The organism is Pseudomonas sp. BIGb0381, assembly GCF_024809815.1.
Taxonomy (GTDB): domain Bacteria; phylum Pseudomonadota; class Gammaproteobacteria; order Pseudomonadales; family Pseudomonadaceae; genus Aquipseudomonas.
Genome location: NZ_JANUEN010000003.1, coordinates 165,231 through 181,492, shown reverse-complemented (window position 1 = coordinate 181,492; position 16,262 = coordinate 165,231). Strand labels below are relative to the sequence as shown.

Below are 16,262 nucleotides of genomic sequence, written 5' to 3'. Positions count from 1 at the left end.
CCTGCCCGCCTGTCTATCACCTGGAAAAACCCTGATGCCGCTGCGCCAGCGTCTAGAAAACCTACCGGTCGGGCAGAAATTGCTGGCCGCCCTGCTGGTGCTGCTCACCACTGTCCTGCTGGTGGCCAACCTGACCTTTATCAGTGCCGCCTACTGGATCTCCCAGGAAAGCATGGCACCCCAGGCCTTGCAGGCCATCGGCCGGCTGGTGTCCAACCCGGCCCTCGCCGCCGAAGCCCTTGAATCCCCGGCCAAGGCTGATGCGCTGCTCAATGAACTGACCAGCTATTCGCCCCTGCGCGCCGCCGCCCTGTACGACGGCGAAGGCAATCGCCTGGCGCAGATGCAACACGGCGATCGCCTGCACCTGCCGGACAACTACCGGCATATCGAAGCCTGGCGAGTGACCGAATTTCGCAGTAACCAGGTCATCACCCTGCCCCGCCCCGGCCAACCGTCCGGTCACCTGCTGCTGGTGGCCAGCAGTGAGCTGCCGGTGGCTTTCTATACCGGCACATTGACGGCGAGCCTGGGCATCCTGATTTTCAGTGTGCTGCTATGGTTGATCATCGCCCGGCAGATCAAACGCCTGATCACCCGGCCGATCCATGAACTCGAAGAGCTGTCACGCCAGGTCACCCGCGAAGAGAACTACGCCTTGCGTGCCGGCCGGGGCAACCGCGACGAAATCGGCAGCCTGGCCGAAGCCTTCAACACCATGCTGTCGCGCATCGAAGCCCGGGAGCAGCAGCTCAAGCGCGCGCGGGACGACTCCCAGGCGGCCTACGACCAGGCACAAGGTCTGGCCGAAGAGACACGTCACACCAACCGCAAGCTGGAGCTGGAAGTCCAGGTGCGCAGCAAGATCGAGAAAAAGCTCACCGGTTTCCAGAACTACCTGAACAGCATCATCGACTCGATGCCTTCGGCACTGATCGCCCTGGACGAACAGCTCTACGTCACCCAATGGAATCAGGAGGCCACGGCCTTGTCCGGCACGCGCCTGGATGAAGCGCTGAATCAACCGATCTACCTCGCCTTCCAGCCGCTCAAGCCATACCTACCGCAGATCAAGGCCACGGTGGAGCAACACACGGTGGAACGCATCGAACGCGTTACCTGGATCAAAGACGACGAACCCAAGCATTACGCCCTGACCTTCTATCCGCTGATGGGCGGTGCCGGGCGCGGCGTGGTGATCCGTATCGACGACATCACCCAGCGCCTGTCACTGGAAGAAATGATGGTGCAGTCGGAAAAAATGCTGTCCGTCGGCGGGCTTGCTGCCGGCATGGCCCACGAGATCAACAACCCGCTGGGGGCGATCCTGCATAACGTGCAGAACATTCGCCGTCGCCTGTCCCCGGACCTGCCCAAGAACCTGGAGCATGCCGAACAGGTGGGCATTGAGCTGGGCACGGTCAACCGCTACCTGCAAAGCCGCGAAGTGCCGCAACTGCTCGACGGTATCCAACAGGCAGGGGCGCGGGCGGCGAAAATCGTCACCCACATGCTCAGCTTCAGCCGCCGCAGCAACCGGCAGATGGCGCCTTGCGACTTGCCGGCGCTGATCGACCAGGCGGTAGAAATCGCCGGTAACGACTTTGACCTGGCTATTGGCTTCGACTTCAAGGGCCAGGCGATCATACGTCAGTTCGACCCGCAGCTGGGCCCCGTGCCCGGCACGGCCAACGAACTGGAACAGGTGCTGCTCAACCTGCTGAAAAACGCCGCCCAGGCCATTCATCTGCGCGAAGACGACAGCGAACCGGGGCGCATCATCCTGCGCACGCGCCTTAACCCGCCGTGGGCGGAAATCCAAGTGGAAGACAACGGCATCGGCATGAGCGAGAGCGTGCGCAAACGCACCTTCGAACCGTTCTTTACCACCAAGGAAATCGGCCAGGGCACCGGGCTTGGGCTGTCGGTGTCGTATTTCATCATCACCAACAACCACAAAGGCCAGATGGAAGTGCATTCCACCCTCGGCCAAGGCACCTGCTTCACCTTGCGCCTGCCCTTGGCGGGCCAACTGCCACCTTACGAACTCACCCAACTGGAGCACTGACCATGGGCTTTCGCCTGTCGAAGATTTATACCCGCACCGGCGATAAAGGCGAAACTGGCCTTGGTGACGGTCGCCGCGTGCCCAAGGACCATCCCCGGGTGGAAGCCATCGGCGAGGTCGATACGCTGAATAGCCAGTTGGGGTTACTGCTGGCGTATCTCGAAGCGCTCGGCGGGCAGCATCCAGGCTTACAGGACGTGATCGAGGTGCTTACGCCTTGCCAGCATCGATTGTTCGATCTGGGCGGCGAGTTGGCGATGCCAGAGTACAAGGCACTGAACGCGGCGGAAGTTGATCGGCTGGAAGCGGCGATTGATCGCTGGAACGAGGAAGTCGGACCGCTTGAAAACTTTATCTTGCCTGGTGGTTCAGCGCTGATTGCCCAGGCCCATGTATGCCGCAGCCTGGCGCGCAGTGCCGAACGGCGCTGTCAGCATTTGAATGCTGTCGAGCCGTTGGAAGGGGTGGGGTTGGCGTATATCAATCGGCTGTCGGATTTGTTGTTTGTGGCGGCAAGGGTGATTGCCAGACGCCAGGGAGTTGCCGAGGTTTTGTGGCAGGCGGCGGCAAAGCCACACTGATGATGATTCGGTGACTGACAGGGCCTCATCGGGGGCAAGCCCCCTCCCACATTTTGATCACATTCCAAAGTTGGAACTCGGTCGAATGTGGGAGGAGGCTTGCCCCCGATAGGGTCCTTCAGAGCGTCATCAAACCTCAGGCCAGAACGCCCGAATCCCTGCGACACCTTGAGCCCCGGCTTCCCACGCCTGCTCCCGCTGCGCAGGCCCTACCCCACCCAACAGAAACACCGGCTTGCTGAACCCACGGATCAACTCCGCCGCCTGCTCCCAGCCCAACGGCTGGGCATCTGGATGGGTCTGGGTCGGCTGCACCGGCGACAGCGTGACAAAGTCCACGTCCATCAATTCCGCCAACGCCAATTCTTCCGCGTTATGGCATGAAGCCCCCAACCAGCGATCCTTCGGCAACGGCCGGCCCTTGCTCGCATATTTGCGCAGTTGGGCCGAGGTCATATGCCAGCCGGCCGCCGGGAAGTCCCCGAGCCATTCAAACGGCCCCTTGAGCATCAACTGCGCCTTACCGGCGCACAGGCCCACCGCATCTACCGCGAGGTCGCGGTATTTGGGGTCGTAACCGTTGGGCGCCCGCAGCTGGATCAGCTTGATACCGCCAGCGACAGCCTTCTGAATCCCGCGCAAGAGCGTCGGCGTTTCCAGCTCGCCCGGCGTGATCAGGTAGTCGGCGGGCAAGCGTGCAGCAGCCACAATCGGCGCATTGGCCGCTGGGAACTCATAGTTGGGCAGATCGCGCGGGGCCACCCACTCCAGCGGTTGTCCCTCGGCACCGTGGGGCTCGCCGGTAAAGGCCGAGACTTCCCAGACATCCAGCAACACCTGTTTGTCCGGGTAGTCATGCTGCACCTTGATCAGCGGTCTCGCCGTGGTGACCTGGATGCCCAGTTCTTCCTGCAACTCACGGGACAGGGCCGTGGCGACCGACTCATCGGCCTCCACCTTGCCACCGGGAAACTCCCACAGGCCGCCCTGATGCTGGGTATCGGCACGGCGCGCCAGCAGGATCCTGCCGTCGACACCGCGGATCACCGCTGCTGCTACATGCACTCGTTTCACCGCGCTTATCCTCTTCTATCAGGTGCGGTATTCCGCATTGATCTTCACGTACTCGTGGGACAGGTCGGTGGTCCAGATGGTTTCGCTGCACTCACCGCGACCGAGCTCGATACGGATGGTGATCTCTTCCTGCTGCATCACCGCCGAGCCCTGGGCTTCGGTGTAGGTTTCGGCGCGGGCGCCACGGCTGGCAATGCACACGTCGCCCAAGAACACGTCGATCTTGCTCACGTCCAGGTCCGGCACGCCGGCACGGCCGACGGCAGCCAGAATGCGACCCCAGTTCGGATCGGAGGCGAACAGCGCGGTCTTGATCAGCGGCGAGTGGGCCACGGTGTAGCCGACATCCAGGCATTCCTGGTGGTTGCCGCCGCCGTTGACTTCAACGGTCACGAACTTGGTCGCGCCTTCACCGTCACGCACGATGGCCTGGGCCACGTCCATGCACACCTCGAACACCGCCTGCTTCAGCGCCGCGAACAGCGGGCCGCTGGCCTCGGTGATTTCCGGCAGGTTGGCCTGGCCGGTGGCGATCAGCATGCAGCAGTCATTGGTGGACGTATCGCCATCAATGGTGATGCGGTTGAACGACTTGTTGGCACCGTCCAGGATCAGACTGTGCAGCACATCGCGGGAAACCTTGGCGTCAGTGGCGATGTAGCCAAGCATGGTGGCCATGTTCGGGCGAATCATGCCCGCGCCCTTGCTGATACCGGTCACGGTAACCGTCACACCGTCGTGAACGAACTGGCGGCTCGCGCCTTTTGGCAGGGTATCGGTGGTCATGATGCCGGTGGCGGCAGCTGCCCAGTTATCCACAGACAAGTCATCCAGCGCGGCTTGCAGGGCGCCTTCGATTTTCTCGACCGGCAGCGGCTCACCGATGACGCCCGTGGAGTAAGGCAGCACCTGGCTGGCGTCCACACCGGCCAGTTGGGCCAGCTTGGCGCAGGTACGCGCAGCGGCGACCAGCCCTGGCTCGCCGGTACCGGCGTTGGCATTGCCGGTGTTGGTCAGCAGGTAACGGATCGAGCCGGCAACACGCTGCTTGGCCAGGATCACCGGCGCGGCACAGAAGGCGTTGAGGGTGAACACGCCCGCAACGGTCGAGCCTTCGGCACAGCGCATCACCACCACATCCTTGCGCCCTGGGCGCTTGATGCCGGCCGAAGCGATACCGAGCTCAAACCCGGCAACCGGGTGCAATGTGGGCAAAGGACCAAGACCAACAGCCATGAATGCGCTCCTTAAATATAGGTGATGTCTGTGCCGTCGTGATCGACGGTGAAATTAATGGCAAAACGCCGCGACGGCGGGGGCCGGTCGCGGCGCGGGGTGTAGCAGCGTCAGGCGAAAATCTTATTCGATCTGGCCGTGGCAGTGTTTGAATTTCTTGCCCGAACCGCAATAGCACAGTTCGTTGCGGCCCAGCTTCTGCTCGTTGCGAACCGGGGTCTGGGCCAGGACCACATCGACCTCTTCACCCAATACTTCAGGCGCTTCCAGGCCAGGTGCCTCGTCGTGCTGGAACTGCAAGCGCGCAGCCAGTGCCTCGGCTTCCTGGCGCAGGCGAGCTTCTTCCTCGATCGGGTCTTCGCGACGCACCTGAACGTGGGACAGCACGCGAATCGAATCGCGCTTGATCGAATCCAGCAACTCGGAGAACAGCGTGAACGACTCGCGCTTGTACTCCTGCTTCGGGTTCTTCTGGGCATAGCCACGCAGGTGGATACCGTGACGCAGGTGGTCCATGGTCGACAGGTGGTCTTTCCACAGGTCGTCCAGCACACGCAGTACGATTTGCTTCTCGAAGGTGCGCAGTGCTTCGGCACTCGCCTGCTCTTCTTTCTCGTTGTACGCGGCCAGCAGCTCGGTCATGAGCTTCTCGCGCAGGGTCTCTTCGTACAAGTGGTCGTCTTCGTCGAGCCACTGCTGGACCGGCAAGTCGACACCGAAGTCGCTCTTCAACGCCGCTTCCAGACCGGCGACGTCCCACTGTTCAGGCAGCGATTGTGGCGGGATATGTGCGCTGACGGTGGCGTTGAGCACGTCCTGACGGAAATCGGCGATGGTCTCGCCAATGTTGTCGGCGGCCAGCAACGTGTTACGCATGTGATAGATCACTTTACGCTGTTCGTTGTTGACGTCATCGAACTCGAGCAGTTGCTTACGAATGTCAAAGTTACGGCCTTCGACCTTGCGCTGGGCCTTCTCGATGGCGTTGGTCACCATGCGGTGCTCGATCGCTTCACCGGACTGCATGCCCAGGGCCTTCATGAAGTTTTTCACCCGATCCGAGGCGAAGATACGCATCAGGCTGTCTTCCAGGGACAGGTAGAAGCGGCTGGAACCGGCGTCACCCTGGCGGCCAGCACGACCACGCAGTTGGTTGTCGATACGACGGGATTCGTGACGCTCGGACGCGATCACCTGCAAGCCACCGGATTCCAGCACGGCCTGGTGGCGTTTCTGCCAGTCTGCCTTGATCTGGGCGATCTGCTCGGGGGTCGGGTTGTCCAGCGAGGCCACTTCCACTTCCCAGTTACCGCCCAACAGGATGTCGGTACCACGACCGGCCATGTTGGTGGCGATGGTCAGCGCGCCTGGGCGACCGGCCTGGGCGATGATCTCGGCTTCTTTTTCGTGGAACTTGGCGTTGAGGACCTTGTGCTCGATACCTTCCTTGTTGAGCAGGTTGGACACGTGCTCGGAAGTCTCGATGGTAGCGGTACCCACCAGGATAGGGCGACCTTGGGCCATGCCGTCCTTGATGTCGTTGATGATCGCCGCGTATTTCTCTTCGGCGGTCAGGAACACCAGGTCGTTGAAGTCTTTACGGGCCAGCGGCTTGTTCGGCGGGATAACCACCACCGACAGACCGTAGATCTGGTGGAATTCGAACGCTTCGGTGTCGGCGGTACCGGTCATGCCGGACAGCTTGTTGTACAGGCGGAAGTAGTTCTGGAAGGTGGTGGACGCCAACGTCTGGCTCTCGGCCTGGATGTTGAGCACTTCCTTGGCTTCGATGGCCTGGTGCAGGCCCTCGGACAGACGACGGCCCGGCATGGTACGCCCGGTGTGTTCGTCGACCAGTACGACCTGGCCATCCTGCACGATGTATTCGACGTTGCGATGGAACAGCTTGTGGGCGCGCAGGCCGGCATACACGTGGGTCAACAGGCCCAGGTTGTGGGCCGAGTAGAGGCTTTCGCCTTCAGCCAGCAGGCCGATCTGGGTCAGCATGTCTTCGACGAACTGGTGACCGGCTTCGTTGAGTTCGACCTGGCGGGTCTTCTCGTCGATGGTGAAGTGACCTTCTTTGGTCACCACGCCTTCCACTTCCTCGATGTGCTGCTCAAGACGCGGGATCAACTTGTTGATCTCGGTGTACAGGCGCGAGCTGTCTTCGGCCTGGCCAGAGATAATCAGCGGGGTACGGGCTTCGTCGATGAGGATGGAGTCGACTTCGTCGATCACGGCAAAGTTGAGTTCGCGCTGGAATTTTTCTTCCATGCTGAACGCCATGTTGTCGCGCAGGTAGTCGAAACCGAATTCGTTGTTGGTACCGTAGGTGATGTCGGCGGCGTAGGCGGCGCGCTTTTCTTCCGGCGGCTGGAACGGCGTTACCACGCCGACGGTCAGGCCGAGGAATTCATACAGCGGGCGCATCCAGTTGGCGTCCCGGCGAGCCAGGTAGTCGTTCACCGTCACAACGTGCACGCCCTTGCCGGACAGTGCGTTGAGGTAAACACCCAGGGTTGCTACCAGGGTCTTGCCTTCACCGGTACGCATTTCGGCAATCATGCCTTCATGCAAGGTCATGCCGCCGATCAACTGGACGTCAAAGTGGCGCATGCCCATGACACGCTTACCGGCTTCACGAGCAACCGCAAAGGCTTCGGGAAGCAGCTTGTCGAGGGTTTCACCTTTGGCTATGCGGGCCTTGAACTCTTCGGTCTTGGCGCGCAATTGCTCATCCGAAAGGGCAACCATCTGCTCTTCGAAGGCATTGACCAGCTGCACCGTCTTGAGCATGCGTTTGACTTCGCGCTCATTCTTGCTTCCAAAAAGTTTCTTTAACAAAGGCGCAAACATATCGGCAGGTTCTTCCACACATAGGGATGGAGGGCGCACCGTGAGTGGCCCGAGCAGCCCTCACGGCCGCATGCGAACGCGCATTCTACCCGGAATCGTGGGTGAGGAAAGTGGCGTTGTTCCCCGAGGCGGGCAAGGGGCTGTGAGAGGGCTTGTTTAAAATAAGGGCTTTTGCGCGAACTTCAACCCGTGGAGCTCATTGATTTTGTGGATAAAGCCCCGGCAATGCATTGCCCGGGGCCGCGTAGACGCTTTCTGCTAAGATGGCCGCTCTGTTACTTAAGGTGTCCAATCATGGCATTTCGCCCTCTTACAGCCCGCGCGCCCAGCGTGTTGCTTCGCGAAGCCAAGCCGTTGAAAGCCATCTTTGGCCATGCGCAACGCTTGGGCCACTTGCAACGCCTGCTCGAAAGCCAACTGCAACCGGCCGCCCGCGAACACTGCCATGTGGCGTCCTGGCGTGAAGGCAACCTGCTGCTGATTGTCACAGATGGCCACTGGGCGACCCGCTTGCGCTATCAGCAAAAACGCCTGCAGCGTCAATTGATGGCATTCGATGAGTTCGCCAGCTTGACGCGCATCCAGTTCAAGGTGCAGCCGCCGACCGTGCAGCAAGGCGCGGCGGGCCACACGATGGACTTGTCGGAGACGGCGGCCGAGACGATTCAGGCCACGGCCGACGGGATCAGCGATCCGGGCTTGCGCGCGGCACTTGAGCGGCTGGCCGCCCATGGCAAGCCCAAACCCTGAACCGCTACTTGCGCTTACTACCTCCCAGCAAAGACCCCAGCAAGCCACGCACCAGTTGGCGCCCCATCTGATTGGCCGCCTGCTGCATCGCGGATTTCAGCGCCTTGCCTGCGGTGGTTCCCAGAAACGCCCCGGCCTTGTCAGTGAAGCTAGGCTCCTCGTCGGACTGCCTGGCCTCTTCGGTCGGTCCAAGCGCCTTGCGCGCCATCAATACTTCATAGGCCGACTCGCGATCAATCGGCTTGTCATAGCGCCCCTGCAACGGCGAACTGGCCACCAATGTGGCGCGCTCAGCGGCGCTCAGCGGCCCGATTCGCGATTGCGGCGGCGCGACCAGTACGCGTTGGACGACTTCCGGCGTACCTTTTTCCTGCAAGGTGCCCACCAGTGCCTCTCCGGTGCCCAACTCGGTCAACACCGATAAAGCATCAAACGCCGGGTTCGGCCGGAACCCGTCTGCTACCGCCCGCAAGGATTTCTGTTCTTTCGTAGTGAACGCCCGCAGGCCATGCTGGACCCGCAAACCCAGTTGCGCCAGCACGGTGTCTGGCAGGTCGCCCGGCGATTGGGTAACGAAATACACCCCCACACCCTTGGAACGAATCAGTCGCACCACTTGCTCCAATCGTTCTTGCAAAGCCTTGGGCGTATCCGCGAACAATAAATGCGCCTCGTCGAAAAACAGCGCCAGCAACGGTTTGTCGGCATCGCCGCGCTCCGGCAGTTGCTCGAACAATTCCGCCAACAGCCACAACAGGAAGGTCGCGTACACCTTCGGCGCTTCATGCACCAGGCGGCTGGCGTCCAGCAGATGGATACGTCCGCGCCCGTCGCTGGTGGGCTGCAAGATGTCTTCAAGCTGCAGGGCCGGCTCGCCAAACAAGGCCTCGGCGCCCTGTTGCTCCAATACTGCCAGACGCCGCAACAGCGCCTGGCTGGAGCCAGTAGTCATCAGCGCCGCGTCTTCGCCGAGCAACTCCGGGTGATAGCGCAGGTGGTTGAGCAGGGCCTTGAGGTCCTTGAGGTCCAGCAGCAACAGGCCCTCGCGATCCGCCACCTTGAACGCCGCGTAAAGGGCCGACTGCTGGCTATCGGTGAGCTCCAGCAAACTGCCGAGCAACAACGGCCCCATTTCGCTGATGGTGGTGCGCAGCGGATGACCGGACTGCCCGTGGATGTCCCACAGCGTCACGGGGTACGCCTTGGCCGTGTAATTAAGGAAAGGCATGCCGGCGATACGCTCGGCCACCTTGCCCTGGGGGCTGGCGGCGGCACCCAGGCCACAGAGGTCACCTTTGATATCAGCCGCAAATACCGCCACGCCCGCATCACTGAAGGCTTCGGCCAGGCGTTGCAATGTGACCGTTTTGCCCGTGCCCGTGGCGCCGGCGATCAACCCGTGACGGTTGGCCAGGCGCATGGCCTGGGCAATGGGCTGGCCGTCAAGACCGGCACCGATAAGGAGTTGCGTGGAGTCAGGCATTTCGTCACCCATGGTTAATCTTTAGTGTCGCCAGGTCTATAAGACAGATGTGAGACCCACAAAGTCTAAAAAACGCTCAGATAGTTCCTACAGGGACCAACGGAAATATCAAACTTTTTTTGACGCTACCCTTCCGCGTGTTCCACAAGGACGCGCCTCGGATATTAAGACCTTAGCGGCCCCTTCAAGCTATGAATAAAAATCTGCGTTTCAGCCATAAAATCCTGCTTGCAGCCGCCCTTATCGTCATCGCCGCATTTACGCTGTTCACTCTTTATAACGACTATTTGCAACGTAATGCGATACGCGACGACCCCAATAGCTACCTGCACGAGATGGGCGACGTCACCGCGAACAGTATCCAGACCTGGCTGACCTGACGTATCGCGCTGGTAGAAAACGCCGCACAGAACATCGCCATTAACCCTGAACCCGGTGCGGTTGCCAGCCTGCTGGAGCAGAAACCCCGAATCTCCATCGCCCCCCCAGCGCCAAGATAGCCAGAGCATCGGTGTGGCCGGCGGCGACCTGAGCCTGCAGACCCTGGTGGATAAGGACGATGCCTACGCAATGCTCAGCAAATTTCGCACCTCCGCCGTAATCGCCACCGTGATTGCCGTGGTGATCATCATCGCCCTGCTCGGCATGCTGATACGCGTGCTGCTGCAGCCGCTGCACGTGATGACTCGCGCGATGCAGGACATCGCCGACGGCGAAGGTGACCTGGAACAGCAGGCGGCGCGGTTGAAACAGCTGGTGGGCAGCTTCCGGATCTGACACTCACTGCAAAAAACCTTGTGGGAGCAGCCCTGCTCCCACATCTGGCCCGTTTCCAGCTGATGACTGCAGCGACACCTATCCCGATCGAACATCTATCCTTACCTCAGGTCCACGTAGGGGAGAGCAATGGATCGGAGGGATGTTCATCGTGCATATCGCTGACATAACCATGTTCTACGCCCCAGCCAGCGGTGGCGTACGCACTTATCTCGACGCCAAGCACCGGCGCCTGGCGCTCAAGCCGGGCATCCGCCACAGCCTGCTGATCCCCGGTGCACACCTGAGCGAACAGGATGGAATATTCAAGGTGCCGGCCCCCGCCCTGCCCTTCGGCAAAGGCTACCGGTTCCCGCTGCGCCTGGCGCCATGGCGAAACGTCCTACACGATTTACAGCCTGATCTGATCGAGGTGGGTGACCCCTACCTGACCGCCTGGGCCGCGCTGGATGCCCGGCGCCAGCTGGATGTGCCGGTGATCGGCTTTTATCACTCCGACCTGCCGTTGTTGGTGCGCAACCGCATGGGGCCCTGGCTTACCCCGAATGTCGAAGCCTACGTCAGCAAGCTCTATGGGAATTTCGATCGCGTCCTGGCACCCAGCCGGATAATGGCCGACAAGCTCACGGGGCTTGGGGTGAAGAATGTTTTCGTTCAGCCGCTGGGGGTGGACCTGCAGACCTTCACCCCGGACAGGCGCGACCCGGGGTTGCGTGCGGAGTTGGGGGTCAGTGAAGACACGCGCCTGCTGATCTTCGCCGGGCGCGGCTCCAAGGAAAAGAACCTGCCAGTGCTGCTCAACTGCATGAAACGCCTGGGGAGTGGCTATCACCTGCTCTTGGTAGGCTCCAGCATGCCTGCCAGCGTGCCGGACAATGTCACGGTCGTCGATGGGTTCAGGCCTGCCCCGCATGTCGCGCGGTTGATGGCCAGTGCCGATGCGCTGCTGCATGGCGGGGACCAGGAAACCTTTGGCCTGGTAATCCTGGAGGCCATGGCTTGCGGGATCCCGGTAGTTGCAGTGGCCGCTGGCGCCTTCACTGAAATTGTCCATGAGCACTGCGGCCTGTTGTGCCCCCCGAACAACCCCAAGGCTATGGCCGATAAGGTGCGCGAGTTGTTCAGCGCCGACAGCCGTCACCTGGGCGCACAGGCACGCCGATATGTGACGCAGCATTATGCGTGGGATGCGGTGGTCGACAGCCTGCTGGGCCATTATCGTGCGGTACTCGGCAGCCACAAGCCGATGCTTTCCCATGGCTGAGCGCTCGGTGTTGCTGGTCTTGCATGACGTGGCACCGCACAACTGGGCCGACTACCGACCGTTTGTCGAAGCCGTTGACGCGCTGGGAGCGGTGCCTGTCACCTGGCTGGTAGTGCCGGACTTTCATCATCGTGATGCACTGTCCACCCAAGGAGACTTTCGACGACTGCTGGACCGCCGCCTGGAGCGGGGCGATGAACTGGCCCTGCATGGCTACTTCCATAGCGATGATCAACCGCCACCGCGCACGCCCAAAGAATGGTTCATGCGTCGCATCTATACTCACGAAGGTGAGTTCTACCAATTGCCACAGGCCCAGGCCCTGGAACGTATTCGCGCCGGCATCGAGGTATTTCGCCGCAACGACTGGCCACTTCATGGGTTCGTTGCACCCGCCTGGTTGATGAGCCAAGGCACCCGTGATGCCTTGCGCCAATTGCCGCTGAACTACACCAGCGATCCACAACACCTGTACCGGCTCCCCGACTTCAGCCGTATCGACGCCCCGGGCCTGGTGTGGAGTGCCCGTAGCAGCTGGCGTCGGGGCTTATCCAAACTCGTCAGCGACCACCGTGAACAGCGCTGGCAGAACGCCCCGGTGATTCGACTGGGGCTGCATCCCGTGGATATGCGCCACGATTTTTCCCGTCGTTACTGGATTGAAACCCTGCAACGCCTGCTGGCCGCTGGCCGCACGCCGCAGACCAAAGTGGCGTGGCTGGCAGCGCAACCCTGAGTCGGGTGGTTTGACGGCTGTCGGACGGGTATTCGCCGGCGCTGCTCAAGCGTCTTTTTCAGAAGACTCTTGCGGCTCGTCCGGCAATTGCAACTGCTCCCACAGCTGGGCAGCTCCGGGAAAGTCGGTGCCATCCTCGGCATCCAGCGCGTCAGGGTCGTAACGACTCAGACAGCCTTCGCCCAACGTAGCCGGCGCTTTGGACGTGGCTTTATCAAGTGGATCGCGCATCGCCGACTCCTCAATGGCCGACAAAGAAAAAGGGCCTGCAGCGATTTAACGCCCAGGCCCTCCATTCTTCAATCTAAACGCGTTGATCAGAACACGACAGTCTTGTTGCCGTGCACCAACACGCGATCTTCCAGGTGATAGCGCAGGCCACGGGCCAGCACCATCTTCTCGACATCCCGGCCAAACCGCACCATGTCCTCAATGCTGTCGCTGTGGCTGACACGCACCACGTCCTGCTCGATGATCGGACCGGCATCCAGCTCTTCGGTGACGTAATGGCAGGTTGCGCCAATCAACTTCACGCCACGCAAGGAAGCCTGGTGGTAAGGCTTGGCCCCCACGAACGACGGCAGGAAGCTGTGGTGGATGTTAATCACCTTGCCCGCGTATTCGCGGCACAGCTGCGGCGGCAGGATTTGCATGTAGCGCGCCAGCACGACCACGTCGGCCTCATGCCGCTTGACCAGGCGAGAGACCTCGGCGAACGCCGGCTCCTTGTCCTGCGGGTTGACCGGCACGTGGTAGTAGGGGATGCCATGCCACTCGACCATACTGCGCAGGTCGTCATGGTTGGAGATCACGCACGCGATCTCACAATCCAGCTCGTCGCTGTGCCAGCGGTGCAGCAAGTCGGCCAGGCAGTGGGATTCGCGGCTGGCCATCAACACTACGCGCTTTTTCTGCTCGGTGTCGGTGATGTGCCAGGTCATCGAAAACTCTTCTGCGATTGGCGCAAATGCCTCGCGGAAAGCCTCAAGACCAAAGGGCAGCGTGTCGGCACGGATTTCGTGACGCATGAAGAACCAACCGCTGAGATTGTCCGAGTGATGGCTCGCCTCGGTGATCCAGCCGTTGTGGGAGGCCAGAAAGTTACTGACTTTGGCAACGATGCCGACCCGGTCCGGGCAAGCAATCACCAGCCGAAAAGTGCGCATTAGGGGGGAACTCCAGAACTTCGCAAAGGCCGCCATTCTAGCGATTGTGCAGAAAAACTGCAGTATTCGATGAGCCTTATTCTGATCCCCCGACCTGGTCACATCCCTTAATAGCGCATGGTTTTACCAGCGCTATATGAATGAACAGCGCAAGCTGCGGCAATTATGGAAAAATTAAGCAGGTTATTTGCGGGGTAGCCCCTACTAATTAACTCGATTGCATAGCGCCTTTACAAACATTCAAAGTAATTCACCTAAATGCGCTCTTAAATGTTTACTTGAGGAAACCGCCTGACTATTATTGGGCCACTCTCCCTGTCAATCAGCGTTCTACATAAGGTAGTCCACATGTCTCTGATCAACGAATACCGTGCCACCGAAGAAGCTATCAAAGAGCTGCAAGCTCGTTTGAAGAACCTGTCCCAAGATGACAAACTGAAAACCGAGCTGGAATTCGAAGGCAAACTGCGCACCCTCATGGGTGAATACTCCAAATCCCTGCGTGACATCATCGCGCTGCTGGATCCAGAGTCGAAAGTTAAAGCACCACGTGGCGCCGTAAAAACTACCGGTACCAAGCGTGCTCGCAAGGTCAAGCAATACAAAAACCCGCACAACGGCGAAGTGATTGAAACCAAAGGCGGCAACCACAAAACCCTGAAAGAGTGGAAAGCCAAGTGGGGCGGTGACGTGGTTGAAGGCTGGGCTACCCTGCTGGGCTAAGCTTCGCCTGGTCCGCGCTTGATACGCGACCCATTAAAAACGCCAGCTTGCTGGCGTTTTTTATTGTCCGTCTTTTCTACAAACCGCTATTACCGATTCACACGAGCAGCTAAAGACTCAGCATATCCCTGCCACTGCTCCAGCACCTGCTGCTGAAACGGCGTCGCACTAACGGCCAACTCCTGCCGAGCTAGATTAAATGCCTCAAGGGTATTCGGCGCGCCGAATTCAGGATTTGCCAAACGCTGCTGACAGAAAAGTTTCCAGCGTTGTAGCTCCTCGCTGTTCAGCGTATCGGGGAAGTTGCGCGCCCGGTAACGAAACAATAATTCAGGCAAACGGTGATCATCAAAAGGCCACTGCCGGCTGGCTAACTGCGCAGGATCAGCCGCCCGGACTTGCTCGCATAACCGCCGATCACGATCCCCGATAAAACCCTCGTAAAGCTGCTGTTCCGGGTCTGAGCTCGGGGCAAAATCTTCCTCGGCGTAAATGACCGCCAACTTATCGCGCCAAAGTTCCTGTGCGTCAGTTAGCCGCAGGGCCCGCGCCTGGCAAATATCCATATCCAATTGCAGGCGTTCACGGTCCTCGGCCCGCAGTACATTCAAGGGCGCGACCACGGGGCAACGGTTGATATGCACCAACTTGAGCGGCACCGGCAGCTCTCCTTCGGCAAGGTCCTCACGACGGGTGTACAGGCGTTGGCGCAAGGCAGCGGCATCCATGTCCAGCAGCCCCTGGGGTTCGAGCCCAAGGTCGCAGACAATCAGCGCATTACGGTTGCGCGGGTGCCAGGCCAGGGGCAGCACGACACCCAGGTAATGACGCTCGGCAGAAAAACGTCCGGAAATATGCACCATGGGTTGCAGCAAGCGCACCTGGTCCATCACCCGTTGCTTGCTGCGCAGTTGAAACAGCCAGTCGTAAAGCTTGGGCTGCTTCTCGCGCACCAGGCGCGCCAGGGCGATCGTGGCACGCACGTCGGATAACGCATCGTGGGCCTGGCCGTGGTCAATGCCGTTGGCGGCGGTCAGGCGCTCAAGCTTGAGGGTCACGCGCCCGTCCTGCTGCGGCCACTCGATGCCTTCCGGACGCAGGGCGTAGGCAGTGCGAACCACGTCGATCAGGTCCCAGCGGCTGTTACCGCCCTGCCACTCCCGCGCGTAAGGGTCGAAAAAATTGCGATACAGGCTGTAGCGCGTCATTTCATCATCAAACCGCAACGTGTTGTAACCTGCGCCGCACGTCCCCGGGGCCGCCAGTTCGGCATGTACACGGGTCATGAAATCGGCCTCGGCCAGACCTTTTTCCGCCAGTATTACAGGGGTGATGCCGGTGATGGCACAAGCGGCGGGATGGGGCAGGATGTCGTCGCTCGGCTGACAGTAAAGATTGACCGGCGGGCCGACCTCGTTGAGATCGAGATCCGTACGAATGCCGGCAACCTGGAGTGGGCGATCGCTGCGCGGGTTGATGCCGGTGGTTTCATAGTCGTACCAGAAAATGGAGGTCACGGGCTATTCCTGTGCTGAAGATCGACAA

At 60.4% G+C, this 16,262-nt stretch carries 13 protein-coding genes and 1 pseudogene; 7 read left to right on the top strand and 7 right to left on the bottom strand.

Annotation, left to right across the window (positions count from 1 at the left end):
* Positions 1-34: 34 nt before the first annotated feature.
* Positions 35-2,068 carry a PAS domain-containing sensor histidine kinase gene (locus M2397_RS10825; protein ID WP_131697898.1) on the top strand — a complete coding sequence of 678 codons (2,034 nt, stop codon included), beginning with the start codon at positions 35-37 and terminating at the stop codon, positions 2,066-2,068.
* Positions 2,069-2,070: 2 nt separating this feature from the next.
* The gene (locus M2397_RS10820) at positions 2,071-2,649 is read left to right on the top strand and encodes a cob(I)yrinic acid a,c-diamide adenosyltransferase (protein ID WP_098478848.1); all 579 of its coding nucleotides are present in this window, start codon (positions 2,071-2,073) and stop codon (positions 2,647-2,649) included.
* 129 nt (positions 2,650-2,778) lie between these two features.
* Here the strand turns inward: M2397_RS10820 and M2397_RS10815 are convergent, their stop codons facing one another.
* The 3 genes from M2397_RS10815 to secA form a co-directional block, all read right to left on the bottom strand.
* On the bottom strand, positions 2,779-3,723 hold the full coding sequence (locus tag M2397_RS10815) for a Nudix family hydrolase (protein ID WP_131697899.1): 945 nt from the start codon (positions 3,721-3,723) through the stop codon (positions 2,779-2,781).
* Positions 3,724-3,741: 18 nt separating this feature from the next.
* Positions 3,742-4,959, bottom strand: coding sequence for a bifunctional glutamate N-acetyltransferase/amino-acid acetyltransferase ArgJ (gene argJ / locus M2397_RS10810; protein ID WP_027605527.1), 1,218 nt, complete (start codon positions 4,957-4,959; stop codon positions 3,742-3,744).
* A gap of 123 nt (positions 4,960-5,082) precedes the next feature.
* Positions 5,083-7,818, bottom strand: a complete 2,736-nt coding sequence (gene secA, locus M2397_RS10805; RefSeq protein WP_131697900.1) for a preprotein translocase subunit SecA — start codon at positions 7,816-7,818, stop codon at positions 5,083-5,085.
* Between the two features lie 294 nt (positions 7,819-8,112).
* On the opposite strand from secA, the gene M2397_RS10800 reads away from it, so the two are divergent.
* Positions 8,113-8,568 (top strand): DUF721 domain-containing protein, encoded by a 456-nt coding sequence (locus tag M2397_RS10800; RefSeq protein ID WP_027605525.1) that lies wholly within the window; start codon positions 8,113-8,115, stop codon positions 8,566-8,568.
* Between the two features lie 4 nt (positions 8,569-8,572).
* Here M2397_RS10800 and M2397_RS10795 read toward each other — a convergent pair whose 3' ends face one another.
* Entirely contained in the window at positions 8,573-10,051 is a 1,479-nt protein-coding gene (locus M2397_RS10795; RefSeq protein ID WP_145337942.1) for a helicase HerA-like domain-containing protein, read from the bottom strand.
* Positions 10,052-10,242: 191 nt separating this feature from the next.
* Between M2397_RS10795 and M2397_RS10790 the strand changes: the two are divergent.
* From M2397_RS10790 to M2397_RS10780, 3 genes and pseudogenes are all read left to right on the top strand, one after another.
* Positions 10,243-10,786, top strand: a pseudogene (locus M2397_RS10790) (hypothetical protein); the annotation flags it as partial.
* A 184-nt stretch (positions 10,787-10,970) separates the two neighbouring features.
* Positions 10,971-12,092 (top strand): glycosyltransferase family 1 protein, encoded by a 1,122-nt coding sequence (locus tag M2397_RS10785; protein WP_131697901.1) that lies wholly within the window; start codon positions 10,971-10,973, stop codon positions 12,090-12,092.
* Positions 12,085-12,828: a polysaccharide deacetylase family protein gene (locus M2397_RS10780; RefSeq protein WP_259243026.1), complete on the top strand. Its 744-nt coding sequence runs from the start codon at positions 12,085-12,087 to the stop codon at positions 12,826-12,828. Before M2397_RS10785 ends, M2397_RS10780 begins: the two co-directional genes overlap by 8 nt.
* 45 nt (positions 12,829-12,873) lie before the next feature.
* Here the strand turns inward: M2397_RS10780 and M2397_RS10775 are convergent, their stop codons facing one another.
* Both M2397_RS10775 and purU read right to left on the bottom strand, forming a co-directional pair.
* Positions 12,874-13,059 (bottom strand): hypothetical protein, encoded by a 186-nt coding sequence (locus M2397_RS10775; RefSeq protein ID WP_131697903.1) that lies wholly within the window; start codon positions 13,057-13,059, stop codon positions 12,874-12,876.
* 86 nt (positions 13,060-13,145) lie between these two features.
* A complete protein-coding gene (gene purU / locus M2397_RS10770; protein WP_131697904.1) occupies positions 13,146-13,994 on the bottom strand; it encodes a formyltetrahydrofolate deformylase in 849 nt (282 codons plus the stop codon).
* A 348-nt stretch (positions 13,995-14,342) separates the two neighbouring features.
* Here purU and mvaT point away from each other — a divergent pair, with 348 nt between their 5' ends.
* Complete coding sequence (mvaT, locus tag M2397_RS10765; protein ID WP_003175830.1) at positions 14,343-14,717, top strand: histone-like nucleoid-structuring protein MvaT; 375 nt, start codon at positions 14,343-14,345, stop codon at positions 14,715-14,717.
* Positions 14,718-14,806: 89 nt separating this feature from the next.
* On the opposite strand, the gene sbcB is transcribed toward mvaT, so the two are convergent.
* Complete coding sequence (gene sbcB, locus M2397_RS10760; protein ID WP_131697905.1) at positions 14,807-16,234, bottom strand: exodeoxyribonuclease I; 1,428 nt, start codon at positions 16,232-16,234, stop codon at positions 14,807-14,809.
* Between the last annotated feature and the right edge of the window lie 28 nt (positions 16,235-16,262).

Bases quoted from the DNA above. Each gene is read 5' to 3' on its own strand.
- argJ (WP_027605527.1), bottom strand. From the start codon at position 4,959: ATGGCTGTTGGTCTTGGTCCTTTGCCCACATTGCACCCGGTTGCCGGG.
- M2397_RS10775 (WP_131697903.1), bottom strand. From the start codon at position 13,059: ATGCGCGATCCACTTGATAAAGCCACGTCCAAAGCGCCGGCTACGTTG.
- M2397_RS10825 (WP_131697898.1), top strand. From the start codon at position 35: ATGCCGCTGCGCCAGCGTCTAGAAAACCTACCGGTCGGGCAGAAATTG.
- purU (WP_131697904.1), bottom strand. From the start codon at position 13,994: ATGCGCACTTTTCGGCTGGTGATTGCTTGCCCGGACCGGGTCGGCATC.
- mvaT (WP_003175830.1), top strand. From the start codon at position 14,343: ATGTCTCTGATCAACGAATACCGTGCCACCGAAGAAGCTATCAAAGAG.
- secA (WP_131697900.1), bottom strand. From the start codon at position 7,818: ATGTTTGCGCCTTTGTTAAAGAAACTTTTTGGAAGCAAGAATGAGCGC.
- M2397_RS10785 (WP_131697901.1), top strand. From the start codon at position 10,971: ATGTTCATCGTGCATATCGCTGACATAACCATGTTCTACGCCCCAGCC.
- M2397_RS10820 (WP_098478848.1), top strand. From the start codon at position 2,071: ATGGGCTTTCGCCTGTCGAAGATTTATACCCGCACCGGCGATAAAGGC.
- M2397_RS10795 (WP_145337942.1), bottom strand. From the start codon at position 10,051: ATGCCTGACTCCACGCAACTCCTTATCGGTGCCGGTCTTGACGGCCAG.
- M2397_RS10800 (WP_027605525.1), top strand. From the start codon at position 8,113: ATGGCATTTCGCCCTCTTACAGCCCGCGCGCCCAGCGTGTTGCTTCGC.
- M2397_RS10780 (WP_259243026.1), top strand. From the start codon at position 12,085: ATGGCTGAGCGCTCGGTGTTGCTGGTCTTGCATGACGTGGCACCGCAC.